The sequence below is a fragment of the Melittangium boletus DSM 14713 genome (genome assembly GCF_002305855.1).
Taxonomy (GTDB): domain Bacteria; phylum Myxococcota; class Myxococcia; order Myxococcales; family Myxococcaceae; genus Cystobacter; species Cystobacter boletus.
Genome location: NZ_CP022163.1, coordinates 6,432,885 through 6,450,621, shown reverse-complemented (window position 1 = coordinate 6,450,621; position 17,737 = coordinate 6,432,885). Strand labels below are relative to the sequence as shown.

Sequence of the window (17,737 nt, the reverse complement as noted above, 5' to 3'; positions counted from 1 at the left end):
CGAAAAGACGCGCCGCGACAAAGGCGGCACGTGGCAGGCTCCGGGGCTCGACCCCCTACCCCGGAGAGGCTTCGTGCCCCCTCGTTCGAAACCGGTGCTCGCCGCCCTGTCGTTGCTGCTCCCCCTCTCACCGCTGGCCGCCCCCAAGAACGCCGTGCCTCCGCCTCCCGTCGCGGCGAAGGAGCCCGTGGAGGACACCTACCACGGCGTCAAGGTGGCGGACCCCTACCAGTGGCTCGAGAAGAGCGGGGACCCCCAGGTTCGCGACTGGGTCGCCGGACAGACGGCCTACACGCGCGCCGTGCTGGATGCCCTGCCCTCGCGTGACGCCATCCGCGAGCGCATCACCGGGCTCCTCTCCCATCAGTCCCCCGCCCACTTCGGAATGCAGCAGAAGGGCGGCGTCCTCTTCTCCATGAGGTTCCAGCCCCCCCGGCAGCAGGCCGCGCTCGTGGTGTTGCCCTCCGTGGACGACCCCTCCACGGCGCGCGTGCTGGTGGACCCGATGGAGCTGGACCCGAGTGGCCACACCACGATCGACTTCTTCGCCCCTTCGCGGGATGGCAAGAAGGTCGCCGTGTCCCTGTCCAAGGACGGCACCGAGAGTGGCGATGTCACCATTTATGACGTGGCCACGGGCAAGCCCCTGCCGGGCGAGACCATTCCCCGCGTGTCGGGAGGCACCGCCGGAGGAGACCTCGCGTGGAACGCGGAGGGCACGGGCTTCTTCTACACCCGCTACCCCGGCGAGGAGCGCCCCGCCGAGGACCGCGACTTCTTCCAGCAGGTGTACTTCCACAAGCTCGGCACGCCCACGGCGCAGGACACCCACGAGCTGGGCAAGGACGCGCCGCGCATCGCCTTCTTCACGCTCCAGAGCTCCGACGATGGAGCCTTCACCCTGGCCCGCCTCGGCAATGGTGACGGCGGCGAGTACGCCTTCTATCTGCGCGGCGCGAAGGGCGCCTGGACCCAGGTCTCCCGCTTCGAGGACAAGCTCGTGCACGCGGACTTCGGGCCGGACGGGGCCCTCTACGCCCTGTCGCACCAGGACGCGCCCCGAGGCAAGCTGCTGCGCATCCCGCTCGCCACGCCGTCGTTGGACAAGGCCACCGTCCTGGTGCCCCAGGGCGAGTCCTCGCTCGCGGGACTGCGCGCGGGCGCCACCCGCGTCTACCTGCTCGAACAGCTCGGAGGCCCCACGCGGATCCGCATGGTGGGCCTGGACGGCAAGGCGCTCGGCGAGGTGCCCACGCCGCCGGTGTCCTCCATGGGGGCGATTCCCTTGGAGGGGGATGATCTCCTCGTGCCGCTGAGCAGCTACACCCAGCCGCTGACCGTGTACCGCTACGCGGCGAAGGAGGGCACGCTCACGAAGACGGCGCTCGGCCGCACCTCGCCCGTGGACACCCGGGACGTGGTGGTGGAAACGCTCCAGTGCAAGTCCAAGGATGGCACCCAGGTACCGCTCGACGTGCTGCGCTCGGCCAAGGCGAAGCGCAACGGAAACAACCCCACGCTGCTCACCGGCTACGGCGGCTTCAGCATCTCCCTCACCCCGGGCCTCAACCCGCTCCACCACGCCTTCATCGAGCAGGGCGGCATCGTGGCCATCTCCCACCTGCGCGGCGGCGCCGAGTTTGGCGAGGCGTGGCACACCCAGGGCTATCTCACGAAGAAGCAGAACGTCTTCGATGACTTCTACGCCTGCGCGAAGCTGCTGGTGGACACGAAGTGGACGAAGCCCGCGCGTCTGGCCATCCAGGGCGGCAGCAACGGCGGCCTCCTGATGGGCGCGGCGCTCACCCAGCACCCGGAGATGTACCGCGCGGTCGTGGCGCGCGTGGGCATCTACGACATGCTGCGCGTGGAGCTCACGCCCAATGGGCAGTTCAACACCACCGAGTACGGCACGGTGAAGGACGCCGCCCAATTCCAGGCGCTGTATGGCTACTCGCCCTACCACCACGTGAAGGACAAGACGCAGTACCCCTCGGTCCTGTTCACCTCGGGAGACAACGATCCGCGCGTGGATCCGTTCCACTCGCGCAAGATGGTGGCGCGGCTCCAGGAGGCCACGGGTACCAAACGGCCGGTGCTGCTGCGCACCAACGCCCTGGGCCACGGCGGCGGCAGCCCCCTGTCCGAGACCATCGCGGAGAACGTGGACGTCTACGCCTTCCTCTTCAATGAGCTGGGCGTGAAGTACCGGCCCGTGAAGGCTCCGGCGACCCAATCCCCCGCGAAGTAGGCTAGACACGGGAGGGCGTGAACCTCCTGCTCCTCCAAGACGCGGACTTCCTGCCGGATGGCACCGTCCAGATGACTGGCCGCCGCGCGCAGCACGCCCGCGAGGTGCTGCGCGCCGAGCCCGGGGAAACCCTCCGGGTCGGCCAGGTGGGCGGGCTCGTGGGCACGGGCGAGGTGCTGGAGAACACCCCGGGCCTCCTGCGCCTGCGCGTCACCCTCTCCGACCCGCCCCCGCCCCGCCCGGGCGTCGACCTGTTGCTCGCCATCCCCCGCCCCAAGGCCCTCAAGCGCGTGCTGCCCGCCGCCGCCCAGCTCGGCGTGGACCGGGTGGTGCTCGTCAACGCCGCCCGCGTGGAGAAGAGCTACTTCGACTCCAAGGTGCTCGACGCCGCCTTCATCGAGGAATTGCTCCTCCAGGGGCTCGAGCAGGCCCGCGACACCCGGCTCCCCGAGGTGCTCATCCGCGAGCGCTTCCGGCCCTTCGTGGAGGACGAGCTCGACTCCCTGTTCGGCGCCCAGGCGCTCCGGTTGCTGCCCCACCCGCCCGCTCCCCGGCCCCTCACCCGGGTGGGCGTCCAGGAGGCGCCGCGCGTGGTGCTCGCGGTGGGTCCGGACGGCGGCTGGGTGCCCTTCGAGGCGAACCTCTTGGAGGCCCACGGGTTCCGCCCGTTTTCCCTGGGCCCGCGCATCCTCCGGGTGGAAACCGCCGTCCCCGTCCTCCTGGGGCAGTTGTCCTTGTTGAGGGAGGACACCCGCGCGGACAACCTGGTGCATCGGGCTTGAAGCGGCGGGATGGGTTGTTGAAGAGTCACCCACCATGGCGAAGAGCAAATCCAGAGCCCAAGCCGCCGCAGCCGCAGTGAACGCGCAGGAGCAGGCGCCCGAGCAGCAGTCGCTCGTCAGCCCCGAGGCCGAGGTGAAGGCGAAGCCCGCCAGCCACGACACGGTGCCGCCGCCCGCCCTGCTCGACTTCATGATGAAGGGGTGGAAGCCCCAGACGGGCAAGCCGCCGCCCAAGCTCAAGCACGCGGACGCCTTCGCCGCCCGCCGCCGCGAGCTCTCCAAGCTCTTCCCCGGCGAAACGCTCGTCGTGCCCACCGGCCACGAGAAGGTGCGCGCCAACGACACCACCTACCGCTTCCGCCCGGGCACCGACTTCTATTACCTGACGGGCAACATGGAGCCGGACTGCGTGCTGGTGCTCCAGCCCAAGGAGGGCGGCGGCCACACCGACATCCTCTTCGTGGAGCCCAACCCGGGGCGCAGTGACTCCACCTTCTTCACGGACCGGGTGAAGGGCGAGCTGTGGGTGGGCCCCCGCCTGGGCGTGAAGGAGAGCCAGGTGCGCTTCGGCGTGCACGAGGCCCGCGGCCTGCCCGAGCTGCCCGCGCTGCTCGAGGGGCTCAAGGCCAAGGCGGCCCTGCCAGCGCGCGTGCTGCGCGGCCACTCGTCGAAGGTGGACGGCGGGGTGCCCGAGCACGCCGAGCGCGACAAGCAGCTCGCCACGGCGCTGTCGGAGATGCGCCTGCTCAAGGACAAGCAGGAGGTGCGCGAGCTGGAGGCGGCCATCGACTCCACGCACCGGGGCTTCGAGGACGTCATCCGCCGGCTCAAGGCGGCCCGGAGCGAGCGCGAGGTGGAGGGCGTCTTCAACCTGCGCGCGCGCGTCGAGGGCAACGACGTGGGCTACGGCACCATCGCCGCCGCGGGCCACCATGCGTGCGTGTTGCACTGGACGCGCAACGATGGCGAGCTCAAGAAGGGCGAGCTGTTGCTGCTGGACGCGGGCGTGGAGGGCAACAGCCTCTACACGGCGGACATCACGCGCACGCTCCCCATCTCCGGGCGCTTCTCCCGCGAGCAGCGGGACATCTACGAGCTGGTGCTCGAGGCGCAGGATCGGGCCATCGACGCGGTGAAGCCGGGCAACGACTTCATGGAGCCCAACCGCGTGGCCATGCGGGTGCTCGCCGAGGGCCTGCACGCGCTCGGCATCCTCGAGATGTCGCCCGAGGAAGCGCTCAAGGAGGAGCACCAGTTCTACAAGCGCTACTCGCTGCACAACGTCAGCCACATGCTGGGCCTGGACGTGCACGACTGCGCGCAGGCGCGTCAGGAGGCCTACAAGTACGGCAAGCTCAAGGCGGGCATGGTGCTCACCGTGGAGCCGGGCCTGTACTTCCAGAAGGATGACCTGACGGTGCCCGCGAAGTACCGGGGCATTGGCGTGCGCATCGAGGACGACGTGCTCGTGACGCCCAAGGGCTGCCGCGTGCTGTCCGAGGACATCCCCCGTCTGCCGGACGACGTCGAGGCCTGGATGAAGCAGCTCTGGAGCGAGAAGGCGCGCTGAGCCTCAACCCGCGTCGAGAAGGACAGCCGGGCTCCGCCTCCCGGCCGTCCTCCGTCTCCATGAACACGCGCCAGTCTCCGGGCCGAGGGCTCGTCACGTACGCGAACAGGCGGTAGCCCCGCTCGCGGCCGCCCTGCCCCAGGTACAGGTCGTCATAGGCGAGGAACTCCGTCCACCCCTTCACCGGATCATCGTGCAGCCAACGGATGATGAGCTGGGTGCCCCGGTCTCCCGGGTGCTGGGGCTTGAAGCCCGCGGGCACGAAGACGCTGGCGAAGAAGTACACCCGGTCCCTGGGACGCGAGTGGAACGCCTGATCTCCCCGCCGCCAGGGCCTCCAACCGGAGTCCTCGTGCAGGAGCCGGTAGTCCTTGCCCCTCGCGCTCCGCGCTACCTCTACGCCGTGGTAGATGCCGCTGGACAGCACGGAAAGGGGCACCTGGGAATCGCCCGGAGCTGGTACAGGCCGAGCAGCAGGACCTGGACGCCGAGCGCCGACAAGAACATGCGCCCCAGGGTGAGCCTGCCCCGGTTTCACGGCACCCCCACCCTTGCGGCACGCTCACAGTCGCAGTCTCATCTTGCTCTCGGGGAGAATTCTTCTCGTCTTCTGGTTCTTGCCCACAAGAGGCTGAACGGGTTGGGTTTCTACCTTTTCCTCCCTTCCGAAAACATCCCTCGTCCGCCTACCCTCCAGGCGGTTCGAGAATCACGAACCGTGGTTTAGAAAACCAGACCGGTTGCAGCGCTCTTCCCTTACTTATGCCCTCTCGCGCCTATACTCGCGTCGCCGTCGCCCAGATCGCCTGCCTGCCTGCCATCGCGATCCCAGGGCGGGCGCCCTTCGAAGATCCGCTCTTCGAGCTGGCTTTCTCGGACGCCCTGCGCCCAGACGGCGAGCCCCCAGCCGAGCTGAACACTCGTTTCAGCGAGTTGCGCGCTCGTATTGCCCACGTCCATCGCGAACAGCTCCTGCTCAAGATCCAGGCGATCCTCAGCCAGTGCCAGCAGTGGGGCGTCCGACTCATTGTCTTCCCTGAGTACAGCCTGCCCTGGCAGATACTTGAGCAGGTGGCTCGCGCCGGTGGGGACCTTATCATCGTAGCGGGGACCCACTCCGTCACCCGGCCCGCGCGGCAGTCCGGTGTCTACGAGCGGCTCGGCGGACAGCCCCCAGCGCTCGGCCAAGCCGTCTGCCCGGTGCTCCACCGCGGGCTCCTGCTCGGGCTCCAACCCAAGCTCTCCCTCACCGATTTGGAGCAGGAGCTGAGGCCAGGCAAAGCGTGGCGCCCCATCCCGATCGAGGGGCTCCCCGGATCCATGGGCGTCCTCATCTGCCTCGATTTCCTCCACCGTGAAGGAGAGGCCCACCGCAAGCTCGTGGCCACAGCCTTGGAGCAGAGCCACTTCCTGGCAGTGCCGAGCTACACGCCCTTCCACACCATCCCAGAGTTCCATGCCAAGGCGCAGGAAGAGGCTCAGCGCTACGGGCGGCCAGTGCTCTGGGCGGACGTGGCCACCTTCTCGGGGAAGAAGGCCGCGGGCGGCAGCTCCATCTTCGTGGACGAGGGCCACGTCGGAGATCTGCGCCGCTTCCCCGAGCACGCCGGCTACCTGGAGCCAGGCGACGAGGGCGTCATCGTCGCGGACGTGGATCTCGGCTTCGCGCGCGTGGGGCCGTCCACTCGATACGACCAGAAACGCCCCATTATCCCCTTCGCAGCAGCGGGGCTCGTCTACCCGGTGCAGCCAGCGGGTGAGCGCCACGCGCGGTGGCTCGCACAGGTGAAACCTCTGCTGGAGCGCGAGGATGACGAGGCGGTGGATGCCATAGCGAAGCAAGTCGCCGAGGCACAAGCCCTGCTCCTGGATGCGGGCGCCAGCAACAAGACTCGCGAGGCGCGCCTCCGCCGGCTCGTGAGGGAGCTAGACAGTCTCGTCTCGATGGAGCAGTTCCGCCGCTATACCCGCGAGATCGTCCTGCCGATTCAGGCGCTGCCACTACCCGCCCTACGGGCCGTGCTGGCCGGCGGCGCGGCGGACGCGCTCTTCGAGTGGCAGAAGGACTGGCGCGGCTTCGGACTAGGCCCGCTAGTGCAGCGGCTCCACGAGGCGGCGCCCTCGGTGAGCCCGCCAGATCCTGGCGAGTGGACGAAGGCGGGGAGTACGGCACTGGAGTCCGTGCGTCAGGCGGTGCGCTACTCTCCCTCGACCCCCGCGCTCTCCGAGCCAGTGCTCAAGGAGGAAGTGCGCTGGGCTATCCCAGCCGGGATCGATCCAGCGGCGCTGGGTGAGTTGCGGCGCGGAGGTTTCGTCTTCCGCTTCCGGCCACGACCCGAGGACTTCCGTGCCGTGAAGAAGGAAGAGCGTACGCGCCACTCAGCGTCAGAGCCCTCCCATATTGATGATGGGGATGGGGTCAGTGGGGGCGCACTCCTTGCCGCGCAAGAACTCTTCCTGCTGACCGTGGCAGAAGCGCCTAGCCCCACTGCGGCCATGGCCGTGGCGGTGAAGGGGCAGGCCGTGGGCGCGATCCTCCCCATCACCCACGAGGGGGAGCACTGGGCGATCCGGTTCTGGGAGGCTGACGGTTGGTGGAGAGGGCACGGCCCGCAGGTCCAGTCCGCGCTGGAAGAGGAATTCCGGCAGGTGGAGATACAGCGCGTCTCCACCGAGTCCAGCAGGAAGCGGCTTGAGGCCCTGCGCTCCCGCTTTGAGAAGGGGCGAGAGCGGGTGGAGGCGCTCCGAGCCGAGCGACTGTCCTCTGTGAATGGCTCCTTCGTCCAGCCCACTGTGCGAGTGGGTGAGGCGCTACTGCCCGCGCTGGAGGCACTGGACCAGTGGCTTGACTCAAAGGACCAGACGGCACTGGTCCTGGGTGAATACGGCGCCGGCAAGTCCACAACCCTGGCGGTGTGGTGCTCACGATTGTGGAGCCGGGACGAGGGACCGCGCCCCCTGCTGTGCAACCTCGCCTCCGTTGCCACCGGCAGCGACGCTCACGGCATACTGCTAGACGCTGCGGGCGTTGAGGATACCTCCGCAAATCGCGCAGCCCTGCGCCTGCTCATCAGGACCCGGCAGGTGCTGCCCGTCTTTGATGGCTTCGATGAGATGGCCACGCGGCTCGACTCGGGCGGGCTGGCCGGGCGGCTCTCAGAGCTACTCGGCGTCGCGGAGGACACCGGCCGCGTGGTGGTGTCCTCGCGCGAGCACTATTTCGAGTCCGAGACCACGCTCCACTCCACTGCGGCCGAGGCGCTGCGGCAAGCGCTGGGCACCTCCTCGGGCCTCACCCGCCTCACCTTCCTGCCCTTTGATCTCGGCCAGATCCGAGAGCTGATGGAGAAGAGTCTGCCCTCGCAGCAGAAGGTGAACGAGGCGCTCAGGCGGATCCAAGACACCTATGATCTGATGGACTTGGTGACACGGCCCCTGCTGCTCGGCATGGTGCTGGCATCCATAGAGCGCATCGCGCCCACGGCACGCGTGGCACCGGCGGACATTTACGAGGCCTACCTGCGGCACTGGCTCTCGCAAACCTCGGAGGACGGCGAATCCCTCACCCATGCCCAGAAGCAAGAGTTCGCTGAGGCGCTAGCGGAGGAGCTGTGGCGCTCGGGCAGAACGTCTTGCTCGTGGCGGGAGCTGCGGAAAACCGTGCGCGAGCGCATGGGCCAGCAGCTCCCCGATCACCTGACACCCGTCGCCGTCTTCCGGGACATCGAGGGAGGTGCCTTCTTCGTGCGCGAGGGCGAGGAGCGCTATCGGTTCGCGCACAAGTCCTTCCTCGAGTACTTCCTCGCTCGGGCGCTAGTGGAAACCCTGGAGGCCCAGCCAGAGCAGGCGCTGGACACACGCCCGTTTACTCGCGAGGTGGCAGCGTTTCTCGGAGAGGTGCTACAGCGCCGGACGGGAGAGGCCCTACAGTCCCGTGCTGTGCTCGCCCTGCAGGCACTGCTGCGAGCGAGGGGGGCGGCGGGAGGAACAGCGGGCCCGGCGACGGCCAATGCATTCCGGCTCCTTCACGGATTGGCGGTCTGGGCTCAGGACGGGAGGCAGTGGATCCCCGAGCGGGCCGACCTGCGCGGGGTGGATTTAACGAGCGAGGACCTGCGCGGCGCCCGCCTGGGAGCGGCCCTGCTGGAGGGAGCCCAGCTTGCGGGAACGGATCTGTCTGGCGCGGACCTCGCGGGGGCGGATCTCTCCCGTGCGGTATTGGTGGGAGTGCGCCTGGAGGGGACCGCACTGCGTGGCGCCAATGCGACGGGGACAGACTTCACCCAGGCAGAGGCGACGCGGTGCGATGCGGTGGGCGCGAACTTCTCCCGAGCGACGCTGACCCAGTCCGTGTGGTTGGAGAGTCGCTGGGAGGGCGCCGAATTGGGTGGCGCGGAGGTGACTGCGGCGCTCATAGGACCCGCCCCCCCTCTCGCGACACGGTGGATTGCGCCCCTGTCGTTTCAAGCGCGATTGGCTACCGGCCACTCCTGGGGAGGAGTGCGCTCTGTGTCTTGGTCAGCGGACGGAAAGCGGCTGGCCTCCGCAGGCGAGGACGGTACCGTGCGCCTATGGGATGCCGAAACTGGCCGCGAGTTACGCTCCCTGGCTGGACACGAAGGATGGGTTAGGTCTGTATCCTGGTCAATGGACGGGCAGTGGTTGGCCTCCGCAGGTGCTGACGGCACCGTGCGCCTATGGGATGCCGAAACTGGCCGCGAGTTACGCTCCCTGGCTGGACACAAACGCAAGGCCTTCTCCGTGTCCTGGTCAACGGACGGACGGCGGCTGGCCTCTACAGGGGCGGGTGGCACCGTGATCCTGTGGGACACCAAATCTGGCCTCAATCTGCGCTCGCTGTCAGGACACAAAGGCCGAGTCTTCTCCGTGTCCTGGTCCGCAGACGGGCGAAGGCTGGCCTCCGCAGGGGACGACGGCAGCGTGCGCCTATGGGACACCGAATCCGGTCGAGAGCTGTGTTCCCTATCTGGAAACAACGGCAGTGTCTGGTCCGTGTCCTGGTCAGCGGACGGGCGACAACTGGCGTCCGCAGGTGAAGACGGCCATATACACCTGTGGGACACTGAGTCAGGCCAGGAGTTGCGCTCTCTGTCGGGACACAGAGGCTCTATTTGGTCCGTTTCCTGGTCGGCGGACGGAAGGCGGTTGGCCTCGGCGGGAGAGGACGGTGCTGTGCGCCTATGGGATGCCGAATCTGGCTACGCGATGCACGCCCTGTCAGAACAGAAAGGCTTTGTCTGGTCTGTAGCTTGGTCTGCGGATGGACAACGACTGGCTTCAGCGAAGTCAGACGGCACCGTGCACTTGTGGGACGCCGAATCCGGTCGCGAGCTACGCGCCCTATCGGGATACAAAGGCTGGGCTTCGTCCGCGTCTTGGTCTGTGGATGGACGACGTCTAGCTTTGGGGGGATCGGACGGAACCGTGCGCCTATGGGACGCCGAGTCCGGTTGTGAGCAGTGCTCCCTGTCGGGACACAAAGGCAGGATCTATTCCGTGGAATGGTGCAAGGATGGACGGCGACTGGCCTCGGCGGGGGACGACGGCACCGTGCGCCTATGGGACACCGAATCCGGCCGCGAGCTGCGCTCGCTATCGGGAGACAACCGCAGTGTAAGGTCCGTCGCATGGTCTGCGGATGGACGGCGTCTGGCGTTCGCGGGGGCGAGCGGTATCGTACAACTGCGTGACGCTGAGTCTGGCCAAGAGTTGCTCTCCCTATCGGGACACAAAGGCGGTGTCTGGTCACTATTCTGGTCTCCGGACGGAAGGCGAGTGGCCTCAGCAGGGGAGGATGGTACCGTGCGACTCTGGGACGCTAAGTCCGGTCGCGACCTCCTCTCCCTGTCGGGACACAAAGGCAGTGTCTGGTCCATATTCTGGTCCGGAGACGGACAGCGACTGGCCTCGGCGGGAGATGACGGAACGGTGCGACTGTGGGATGTCAAGTCCGGTCGCGAACTGCGCGCCCTATCGGGACATATCGATAGAATCTTCTCCGTGGCATGGTCTGCGGATGGACAGCGATTAGCCTCGGCGGGGGCAGACGGCACTGTGCGCTTGTGGGACGCTGAGTCTGGCGTTGAGCTGAGTTCCATGTCGGGACACAAGGGCAGTGTTAGATCCGTGGCATGGTCCGCAGATGGAAGGCGGCTGGCTTCTGCGGGAAAGGACGGATTGTGCATCTGGAGCGCGGCGGAACATCAGTTGCTGGTGAAGTGGGAGGTGGCGGGCTCAAGCAGTCTGACGTCTACACCGAGCGGCTATTGCCTATTCAACGGGGATCCCTCGCGTCACTGGTTGTCCGTGTCTCGCCCCGAGCGGCCCGCGACGCTTCTCTACCTCCCTCTCCCGCAGGCACTGCGCGCCATATTCCACCAACCTGACAAGGTGAGGACGGCGCTGGAAGGCAGGCCAGGAGACAACAGCGAGCTGACAGAAGAGCTGGCCGCCCAAGGCTGGCCAAGCGGCGAGCCATGGGATGGAGAGCGATATCGTGTCCCCGAAACAGCACCCAAGGCCCTGTCCCCGCCCTCTTTTGCCGAAACGATCCCCGCCTCCCCTTTCCGGCCCGGATCAGCGCTCAAAGAAGACGGGAACCTCGTGGGCCGAGAGGTGACTGTCCGCGAGTTGCTCGCGCTAGTGACAGGGCGCAGCCCGGCCATCCTCCTGGGCCCCCGCAGGGCCGGAAAGACATGGCTACTGGAGTACATGTCTCAACGCCTTTCCGAGGCAGGGTACACAGTCCACTACGAGTCGCTTCAGGGGCGCCCGCCCCGCTCCGCCGACGAGCTGGCGCTGCTGCTGGAGCCAGAGCTAGCAACCTCCACCCCACGCGGCTCGTCACCTAGCGCCGAGCTGCTCCGGAAGCTGGGCAAACGTTCCCAGAGCAAGCCCGGCAAGAGAACCCACGCCCAGGCCAATGCCCCCCACCATGTCTACCTCCTGGACGAGGTAGGCGCCCTTGAGCGGGGCGACGAAACGCTCTACCCCTGGCTGCGCGAGCTGGGCCAGCGCCATGCATCCCTCGTGCTCGCGGGCTCGCACTGGGACTGGGTACGGGTCATTCGCCGATCCACTGAGGTCTGCCCCGGCTCCTCCTTCGGCAACGACTTCACCTCGGTCATGCTCGATCCCGTCTCCCAAGAGGAGGCGCGCCGCTTTCTCACGGAGGCGGTCCCAGGCCTCATCCAGGAGCACGTGGCGGACTGGATCTTGGAGCTGTGCGGCGAGTGGCCCTTCTATCTGCAGGCAATGGGCCACGCGCTGTACTTTGCGCGCGAAGCTGGTAACCGCAAGCCCTTCAACGACAAAGCCGCGCTCGCCGAGCTGTACGATCAGCGCCTGCTAGTCGAGCGCTCCGCAGTGTTTGCGGATCGCCTTCGAGAACTCCCCGAGTCCGTGAGGAATCTGCTCTTCATCCACCGCGAGCGTCGGCCGGAGTTCCACGCGCTGCCGCCCGAGGAGCGGACGCTGCTGGTGGACACCGGACTATGCACCGAGGCGGGCCGCTGGTTGGCGGACCGGCCGTTCTTTGACTGGCTCCGCCGCCGCGCGGAAGCCCTGGACCCGTGAGGAGCTGACATGGCCATCTATGACGCCCGCCGCGGCTACGATGAAAACCTGACGGCCCGCGATTACACGGAGCTGTTGCAGAAGGTGCGGACGCCGCCCCCAGAGGGGGCGCTCTGGCTCGTGCTCGCGCCTCGCCGCTACGGGAAGACGTGGACGCTCCGGGAGTTGGAGCATCGACTGGGCGTCTCCTCGTGCTACCTAGAGCTGCGCCTCCCCAGCGACAAGAAGACTTGGTCCTCCAACAAGAAGGTGCAGTCCGGGGGATTCTGGCTCCTGGACGAGATCTCAGGCCTGATCGAGAGCAGCGACGAGGCCACGGCGCTCAAGGCGGCCCAGGGCTTCCTCTCCCGGTGCGAGAAGCTGCGAGGCGCGAAGACGAACGTGATTCTCGCGCTGACGCCGCGGGAGTTGCACCAACTCCAGCGCGCGGACGGAGGCAGCGGGCGAATCTCCTTCAAGTCCATCCTGAAGCTCGACCCCCTCGCGCCCGTAGAGGCCACGAAGCTGGCTCGGACTCCCGAAGCTCTTGAGGTTCTGGCGCAAGCGCCACCCGACTGGAGGCGGACCCCGTTCCTTCTCGAGCTACTCTTCGAGGTGGACGAGCGGGCTCGGAAGCAAGGGCCAGCCCTGGAGCGCAAGCTCCTCAAGGTGGCACTGGATGTCTCCGAGACCACATGGCACCGATACTTCCACCATGTGTTCTGGGATGCTCTCGCAGAGGGACAGCAGAAACTGCTTCGCGCCATCGTGAGGAACGAGCCGGTAGATCCTCGCGCCTGCGAGCCGCTGGTGGACGCAGGGCTCGTGGAGGAGGATGCCACCACGGGGCGTCGCTGGATCGCCGACCCCGTGCTCGCCGCGCGCCTCTCCCCGTTACGCATCCACCATCTCTCGGACATCCATGTCGGCCCGAAATCCGCGCAGAGCATCGACGCCAAGGAGGCAGGACTGCTAGCTGAAGCGCTCGATCCCGGCCTCGTCCGCGAGAGCTACCTGTCCCACCTGGAAGGGCTGCGCAAGAGCGGCAAAGCGCCGCACGTGATCATCATCTCGGGAGATCTGACAGAGTGGGCGACGAAGGAACAATGCCAGGAGGCACGGAGCTGGTTGGACCGGATTCCGCCTCTGCTGGAGCCGCATGTCCTGCTCGGTGAGGATGCCCAGCGAATACTCTTGGTGGGCGGCAACCATGATGTCGACTGGAGCCAGACCCGCGAGGGGCACGCGCCCTCGCGGCACCAGAACTTCGCCGACTTCTTCCAAGGCTACGCGCACCCTCACCTGGAGGTACCGCCCGCCGACCGAAAGCTTGAGCCGATCGAGTGGCCGGATCTCGGCGTCACAGTTCTGCTTCTAGGCACTAGTGAACTCGGAGGGCAAATCGAGAAGGAGCGGGAGAACTACAAGTTCCTCCAGGATCTAGCGACGCTCCCGAAGGCGCATACAACAGAGGAGCGGGAGAAGGTAGAGAAACGCGCGATGGAAGCGGCCCGCATCGACCCCGGGCTGGTCGAGGCAAGGGACTTGCGCCGCGTCAGCACGCATCCTTGGAAGGAGAGCCTTCCAGTGCGAATCGCCGTCCTGCACCACCCGCCCTCTTCACTGCCCTCCACGGAGGTGGCGCGCTACTCGGGGCTGCTCAACGCGGGAGCCGTCAAGCAGGTTCTGATGGAGAAGGGCTTCTGCCTAGTGCTCTGCGGACATGTCCACATCGGCTGGTTCGCCGAGGAGCGATGGCTCAATCACTCCGGGGGAAGTACGCTCCGCATCGCTGCGGCGCCTTCGCTGGGCAGCCGTGAGATTCCGGCGAACAACGGCTTCAATCTCGTGGAGGTGTTCCGTGATCGGGACCGGAATGGACGCCCCGAGTACCAAGTCCGGGTCCGGCGCTATGTCCGCCAAGGAGACCTCGGATGGGAAGAGCACGCGGACCAATTGGGTCCCTTCCCTCCAGATACGTGAGCCGCCTGCTTTGCCATTCCATCCAAACGAAAGGGGCGTCATCCAAGGGTCCTTCGACCTCGAACGAAACGCCCCAGACAAGCCCACTCATCCGGCCGTCCACCACGAATCAGGCCGGCGTCTTCCCCGCCACCAGGTCCGCCAGCTCGCCGCGATCCTCCAGCTCCATGAGGATGTCCGAGCCGCCCACGAACTTCCCGTGGATGAACACCTGGGGAATGGTGGGCCAGTTGGAGTACTCCTTGATGCCCTGGCGCACCTCCGGGTCGGCCAGCACGTCCACCGTGTGCACCTTGCCGTGCTGCTGGAGGATCTGCAGCGCCCGCGCGGAGAAGCCGCACTGGGGGAAGAGCGCGTTGCCCTTCATGAAGAGCACGATCGGGTGGTTGGTCACTTCACTGTCGAAACGAGCCTTGAGATCGGGAGTCATCGTCGTTGTTCCTGTCGTCAGCGCGACCCGAGCTTCTTCCACTGCTCGGGCGAATAGGTCTTGAGCGCGAGCGCGTGCAGCTCGCCGGACTTGAGCCAGTCCTGCAGCGGCGCGTACACCAGCTGGTGCTGCTGCACCATGGACTTGCCCGCGAAGTCGGGGCTCACCACGCGCGCCTCGAAGTGGTCTCCCGTCCCGGTGGTGTCGCTCACGACGACGTCCGAGCCGGGCAGCGTGCCGAGAATCCGCTCGCGGATGGCGTTGGGGTCAATCATCAGTTCAGTCCCTTCCCCTTCATGAGCATGGCGGGATCCACCCCCATGCTCTTCAAGGTGGTGTCCCATAGCAGACCCGGGTCGCTTTCGAGCACCGGACGGGCGGAGGCCTCGGCGTAGAGCCAGGTGCCCGCGGCCAGCTCACTCTCCAACTGCTGGGGCCCCCAGTTGGCATACCCCAGGCAGAAGCGCAGGTGGGCGGACGGGTCCTTGAGCAGGGGGCCGAGCGTGTCCAGCGTGAGACTCAGGTACAGGCCGGGCACCACCTCGTGCTTCTCCGTCACGTTCTCGTTGTTGTGCAGCACGAAGCCCCGGTGGCTCTCCACCGGGCCGCCCATGAAGACGGGCTGGCTCGTGCGCTCGGGAGCGATGGACAGGGACTGGTTCTTGGCGAGGTCGCCCAGGGTCAGCGAGGCACCCCGGTTGATGACGAGCCCCATCGAGCCGGACTCGCCGTGCTCGAGCATGAGGATCACCGCGCGCCGGAAGTTCGAGTCCGTCAGTTGTGGCGTCGCCACGAGGAGGCCGGGAACGAGTGTCTGCACGAGGGAAGTGTCGGCGCTTCCCTCCCCCGGCGCAACCGAATCGTACCCGGCGCCAGGACGGCGTGGCCGCCTAGTGCCAGCTCTTGTGCTGGGACTGGAGCGCCTGGGCCAGCTTCTCCGGCGCCAGGGGCTTGCCGATGAACAGATCCGCCCCCAGGCCCTTGCACTTGCGGGCCATGGACGCGTCACTCATGGCGCTCACCCCGATGAGCACGGACTGGGGGAAGCGCTCGCGCAGGCGCGTCATGAGGGTGGTGCCGCTGCGTCCGGGCAGGAAGACGTCCACGATGGCCGCGTCCATGCGCTTGTTGCGCACCGCGAACTCGGCCTCCTCGGCGCTGCCCACCGGCAGGGCCTCGTACCCCCACTGGGTGACGAGCTCCACCAGCAGCTCGCGGTGCACCGGGTCATCCTCGACGATGAGCACCGAGCCCTTGACCTGCTCGAGTTTCAGGTTGTCGTCCTCGCGGGTCCGGGCATGGCCGGTGGCGATGGGAAGCTCCTCGTTGGCGGTGGACATGGCAACCTTCGCTGGGTGAGTAGATGGGTTCGTTCCCAGGGAACGGATGAATCCGTGCCCGGGATTCCACAGTAGGCACTCCCCCTCGAAGCTGCCGACCCCCCCCTCAGGCACGACGTGTTCCAGCACCCAACGCTTGGGAAGCAAGCGAGGCGCCAAGCACGAGCAGTACCAGCAAACCCCATGCCGGTAACACCACGCGTGAACCCCCTTCATAGATGAGGGCCGCGTAGCTGGTGCCGAGGTAGCGGCCGAGCGACATGGGCTCCATCCGGGCGATGCCGAAGAAGCTCACGGTGGACTCGGTGAGGATCGCCGTGGGCAGGCGGCTCAGGAAGACGGCCAGCACGAAGGGGCGCAGCGCGGGCCACAGGTGCAGGCGCAAGAGGTGCCACCGCCCCGCCCCCAGCGCCCGGGAGGCGGCGACGAACTCCTGCCCCTCCAAGGTGGCCAGCCGGTTGCGGAACATGCGCGCCGGTCCCGCCCACCCCACCAGCGCCAGGGACACCACCATCAACCCGAAGGGGCCCAGCCCGCCTGCCTGCCCAGCATCCAACAGGGACTGGCCGGCCAGTTGCAGCACCATGACCACCAGGACATCGGGCAGGGCGAAGAAGGCGTCCACCGCGCGGAGGATTTGGTGCTCCACGAAGCCGCCCGCCGCCCGGGCCGCCATCGCCACCCCCAGCCCCACGGCGGTCGACACGCCGCCGGCCGCCAGGCCGATCACCAGGGAGACCCACAAGCCCCCGAATGCCAGCTCGCACACGGTGCGGTCCGGGTGGGTGGGATCCCTTCCCAGGGGGCAGGTGTGGGCCAGGGCCTCGGGGAAGACGCGGCCGGCGAGCCAGCTCGCGAGGCCCAGCCCCACCAGCAACCCGAGCCCCACCCACGCCCGCTTGGGAATCCGCGCGGCCCTCATGACGCGGCCTCCCGGGCGCGGGGATCCACGAGGAAGCGCACGGATTCCACCACGAGCCCCACCCCGACGAGCAACGAGGCGAAGACGGTGGTGGCCACCACGACGACGGCCACCTGCTTCTGCAGCACGGCGAGCACGTAGAGCTGGCCGAAGTACGGCAGGCCGAAGACGCGCTCGGCGGCGAAGGAGCCCGCGAGCAGCGCGGTGGCCACGGGGCCCACGGCGTCCAGCAGCGCGGGCAGCACGTTGGGCAGCACATGGCGCCACAGGACGGCGCGCGGCGACAGGCCCTTGCCCAGCGCGGTGCGCACGTAGTCCCGCGCCAGCTCCGTGTCCAGGGCGTCCGCCACCAGCGTGCCCAGGAAGATGCCCGGCCACACGGAGATGACGAGCGCGGCGCACGCCTCGGGCAACAGGTGTCCGCGCTCCACCACCTCGGGCGCGAACAACAGCGCGGGGATGAACACGGGCGTGCCGAACGCCGCGGCGGGCAGCATGTCCGTGACGAGCGAGAGCCGGCTGCGGCGCCAGCGCGCCCGCAGCAGCGCGAAGCCCAGCGCCCACCCGAGCGCGAGTCCCAGCGCCACCAGCCCCACGCCCACGCTCCCCGACAACTTCCACGCCAGCTCGTCGCCGGTGACGCCCTGGGCGCTCGTGCCCAGGCGCTCGCCCCGCCAGAGCTTCTGCCACGGCCGCAGGAAGCCCAGGGGCTCGCCCAGGCCCAGATCCCTCCGGTAGGAGGCGAGCACTTCCGGAGACACCTGCCGCTTGGCCTCGTCATCCGAGGTGAGGGGCAGCGCCGCCATGAGGAAGTAGGACGCGAGCGCCACGAGGGGCACGAGCACCACCTGGCGGCCCAGACGCACGAGCACGGAGGACATGGC

General features: G+C 67.7%; 12 protein-coding genes. 5 read left to right on the top strand and 7 right to left on the bottom strand.

Annotated elements, in window-relative coordinates; translation table 11 throughout:
• Nucleotides 1-73: 73 nt before the first annotated feature.
• The 3 genes from MEBOL_RS27045 to MEBOL_RS27035 are packed head-to-tail and all read left to right on the top strand — an operon-like array spanning nt 74 to nt 4,603.
• Nucleotides 74-2,251 (top strand): prolyl oligopeptidase family serine peptidase, encoded by a 2,178-nt coding sequence (locus MEBOL_RS27045; protein WP_095980161.1) that lies wholly within the window; start codon nt 74-76, stop codon nt 2,249-2,251.
• Nucleotides 2,252-2,268: 17 nt separating this feature from the next.
• Nucleotides 2,269-3,033, top strand: coding sequence for a 16S rRNA (uracil(1498)-N(3))-methyltransferase (locus MEBOL_RS27040; protein ID WP_095980160.1), 765 nt, complete (start codon nt 2,269-2,271; stop codon nt 3,031-3,033).
• A gap of 34 nt (nt 3,034-3,067) precedes the next feature.
• Nucleotides 3,068-4,603, top strand: a complete 1,536-nt coding sequence (locus MEBOL_RS27035) for an aminopeptidase P family protein (RefSeq protein ID WP_095980159.1) — start codon at nt 3,068-3,070, stop codon at nt 4,601-4,603.
• Nucleotides 4,604-5,359: 756 nt separating this feature from the next.
• Here the strand turns inward: MEBOL_RS27035 and MEBOL_RS41980 are convergent.
• Nucleotides 5,360-5,836, bottom strand: a complete 477-nt coding sequence (locus tag MEBOL_RS41980; protein ID WP_170115601.1) for a hypothetical protein — start codon at nt 5,834-5,836, stop codon at nt 5,360-5,362.
• An 87-nt stretch (nt 5,837-5,923) separates the two neighbouring features.
• Between MEBOL_RS41980 and MEBOL_RS27025 the strand changes: the two genes are divergently transcribed.
• Both MEBOL_RS27025 and MEBOL_RS27020 read left to right on the top strand, forming a co-directional pair.
• Complete coding sequence (locus tag MEBOL_RS27025; protein ID WP_170115600.1) at nt 5,924-12,199, top strand: WD40 domain-containing protein; 6,276 nt, start codon at nt 5,924-5,926, stop codon at nt 12,197-12,199.
• 9 nt (nt 12,200-12,208) lie between these two features.
• A complete protein-coding gene (locus MEBOL_RS27020; RefSeq protein WP_095980156.1) occupies nt 12,209-14,161 on the top strand; it encodes a metallophosphoesterase family protein in 1,953 nt (650 codons plus the stop codon).
• A 109-nt stretch (nt 14,162-14,270) separates the two neighbouring features.
• On the opposite strand, the gene grxD is transcribed toward MEBOL_RS27020, so the two are convergent.
• From grxD to MEBOL_RS26990, 6 genes are all read right to left on the bottom strand, one after another.
• Nucleotides 14,271-14,591 carry a Grx4 family monothiol glutaredoxin gene (grxD, locus tag MEBOL_RS27015; RefSeq protein ID WP_095980155.1) on the bottom strand — a complete coding sequence of 107 codons (321 nt, stop codon included), beginning with the start codon at nt 14,589-14,591 and terminating at the stop codon, nt 14,271-14,273.
• Between the two features lie 17 nt (nt 14,592-14,608).
• A complete protein-coding gene (locus MEBOL_RS27010) occupies nt 14,609-14,866 on the bottom strand; it encodes a BolA family protein (RefSeq protein WP_095980154.1) in 258 nt (85 codons plus the stop codon).
• Nucleotides 14,866-15,411 carry a YqgE/AlgH family protein gene (locus MEBOL_RS27005; RefSeq protein ID WP_095980153.1) on the bottom strand — a complete coding sequence of 182 codons (546 nt, stop codon included), beginning with the start codon at nt 15,409-15,411 and terminating at the stop codon, nt 14,866-14,868. The genes MEBOL_RS27010 and MEBOL_RS27005 overlap by 1 nt, the downstream gene beginning before the upstream one ends.
• Nucleotides 15,412-15,481: 70 nt before the next feature.
• On the bottom strand, nt 15,482-15,931 hold the full coding sequence (locus MEBOL_RS27000) for a response regulator (RefSeq protein WP_095980152.1): 450 nt from the start codon (nt 15,929-15,931) through the stop codon (nt 15,482-15,484).
• Nucleotides 15,932-16,037: 106 nt separating this feature from the next.
• A complete protein-coding gene (locus MEBOL_RS26995; protein ID WP_095980151.1) occupies nt 16,038-16,853 on the bottom strand; it encodes an ABC transporter permease in 816 nt (271 codons plus the stop codon).
• Nucleotides 16,850-17,734 carry an ABC transporter permease subunit gene (locus MEBOL_RS26990; protein WP_095980150.1) on the bottom strand — a complete coding sequence of 295 codons (885 nt, stop codon included), beginning with the start codon at nt 17,732-17,734 and terminating at the stop codon, nt 16,850-16,852. Before MEBOL_RS26990 ends, MEBOL_RS26995 begins: the two co-directional genes overlap by 4 nt.
• Between the last annotated feature and the right edge of the window lie 3 nt (nt 17,735-17,737).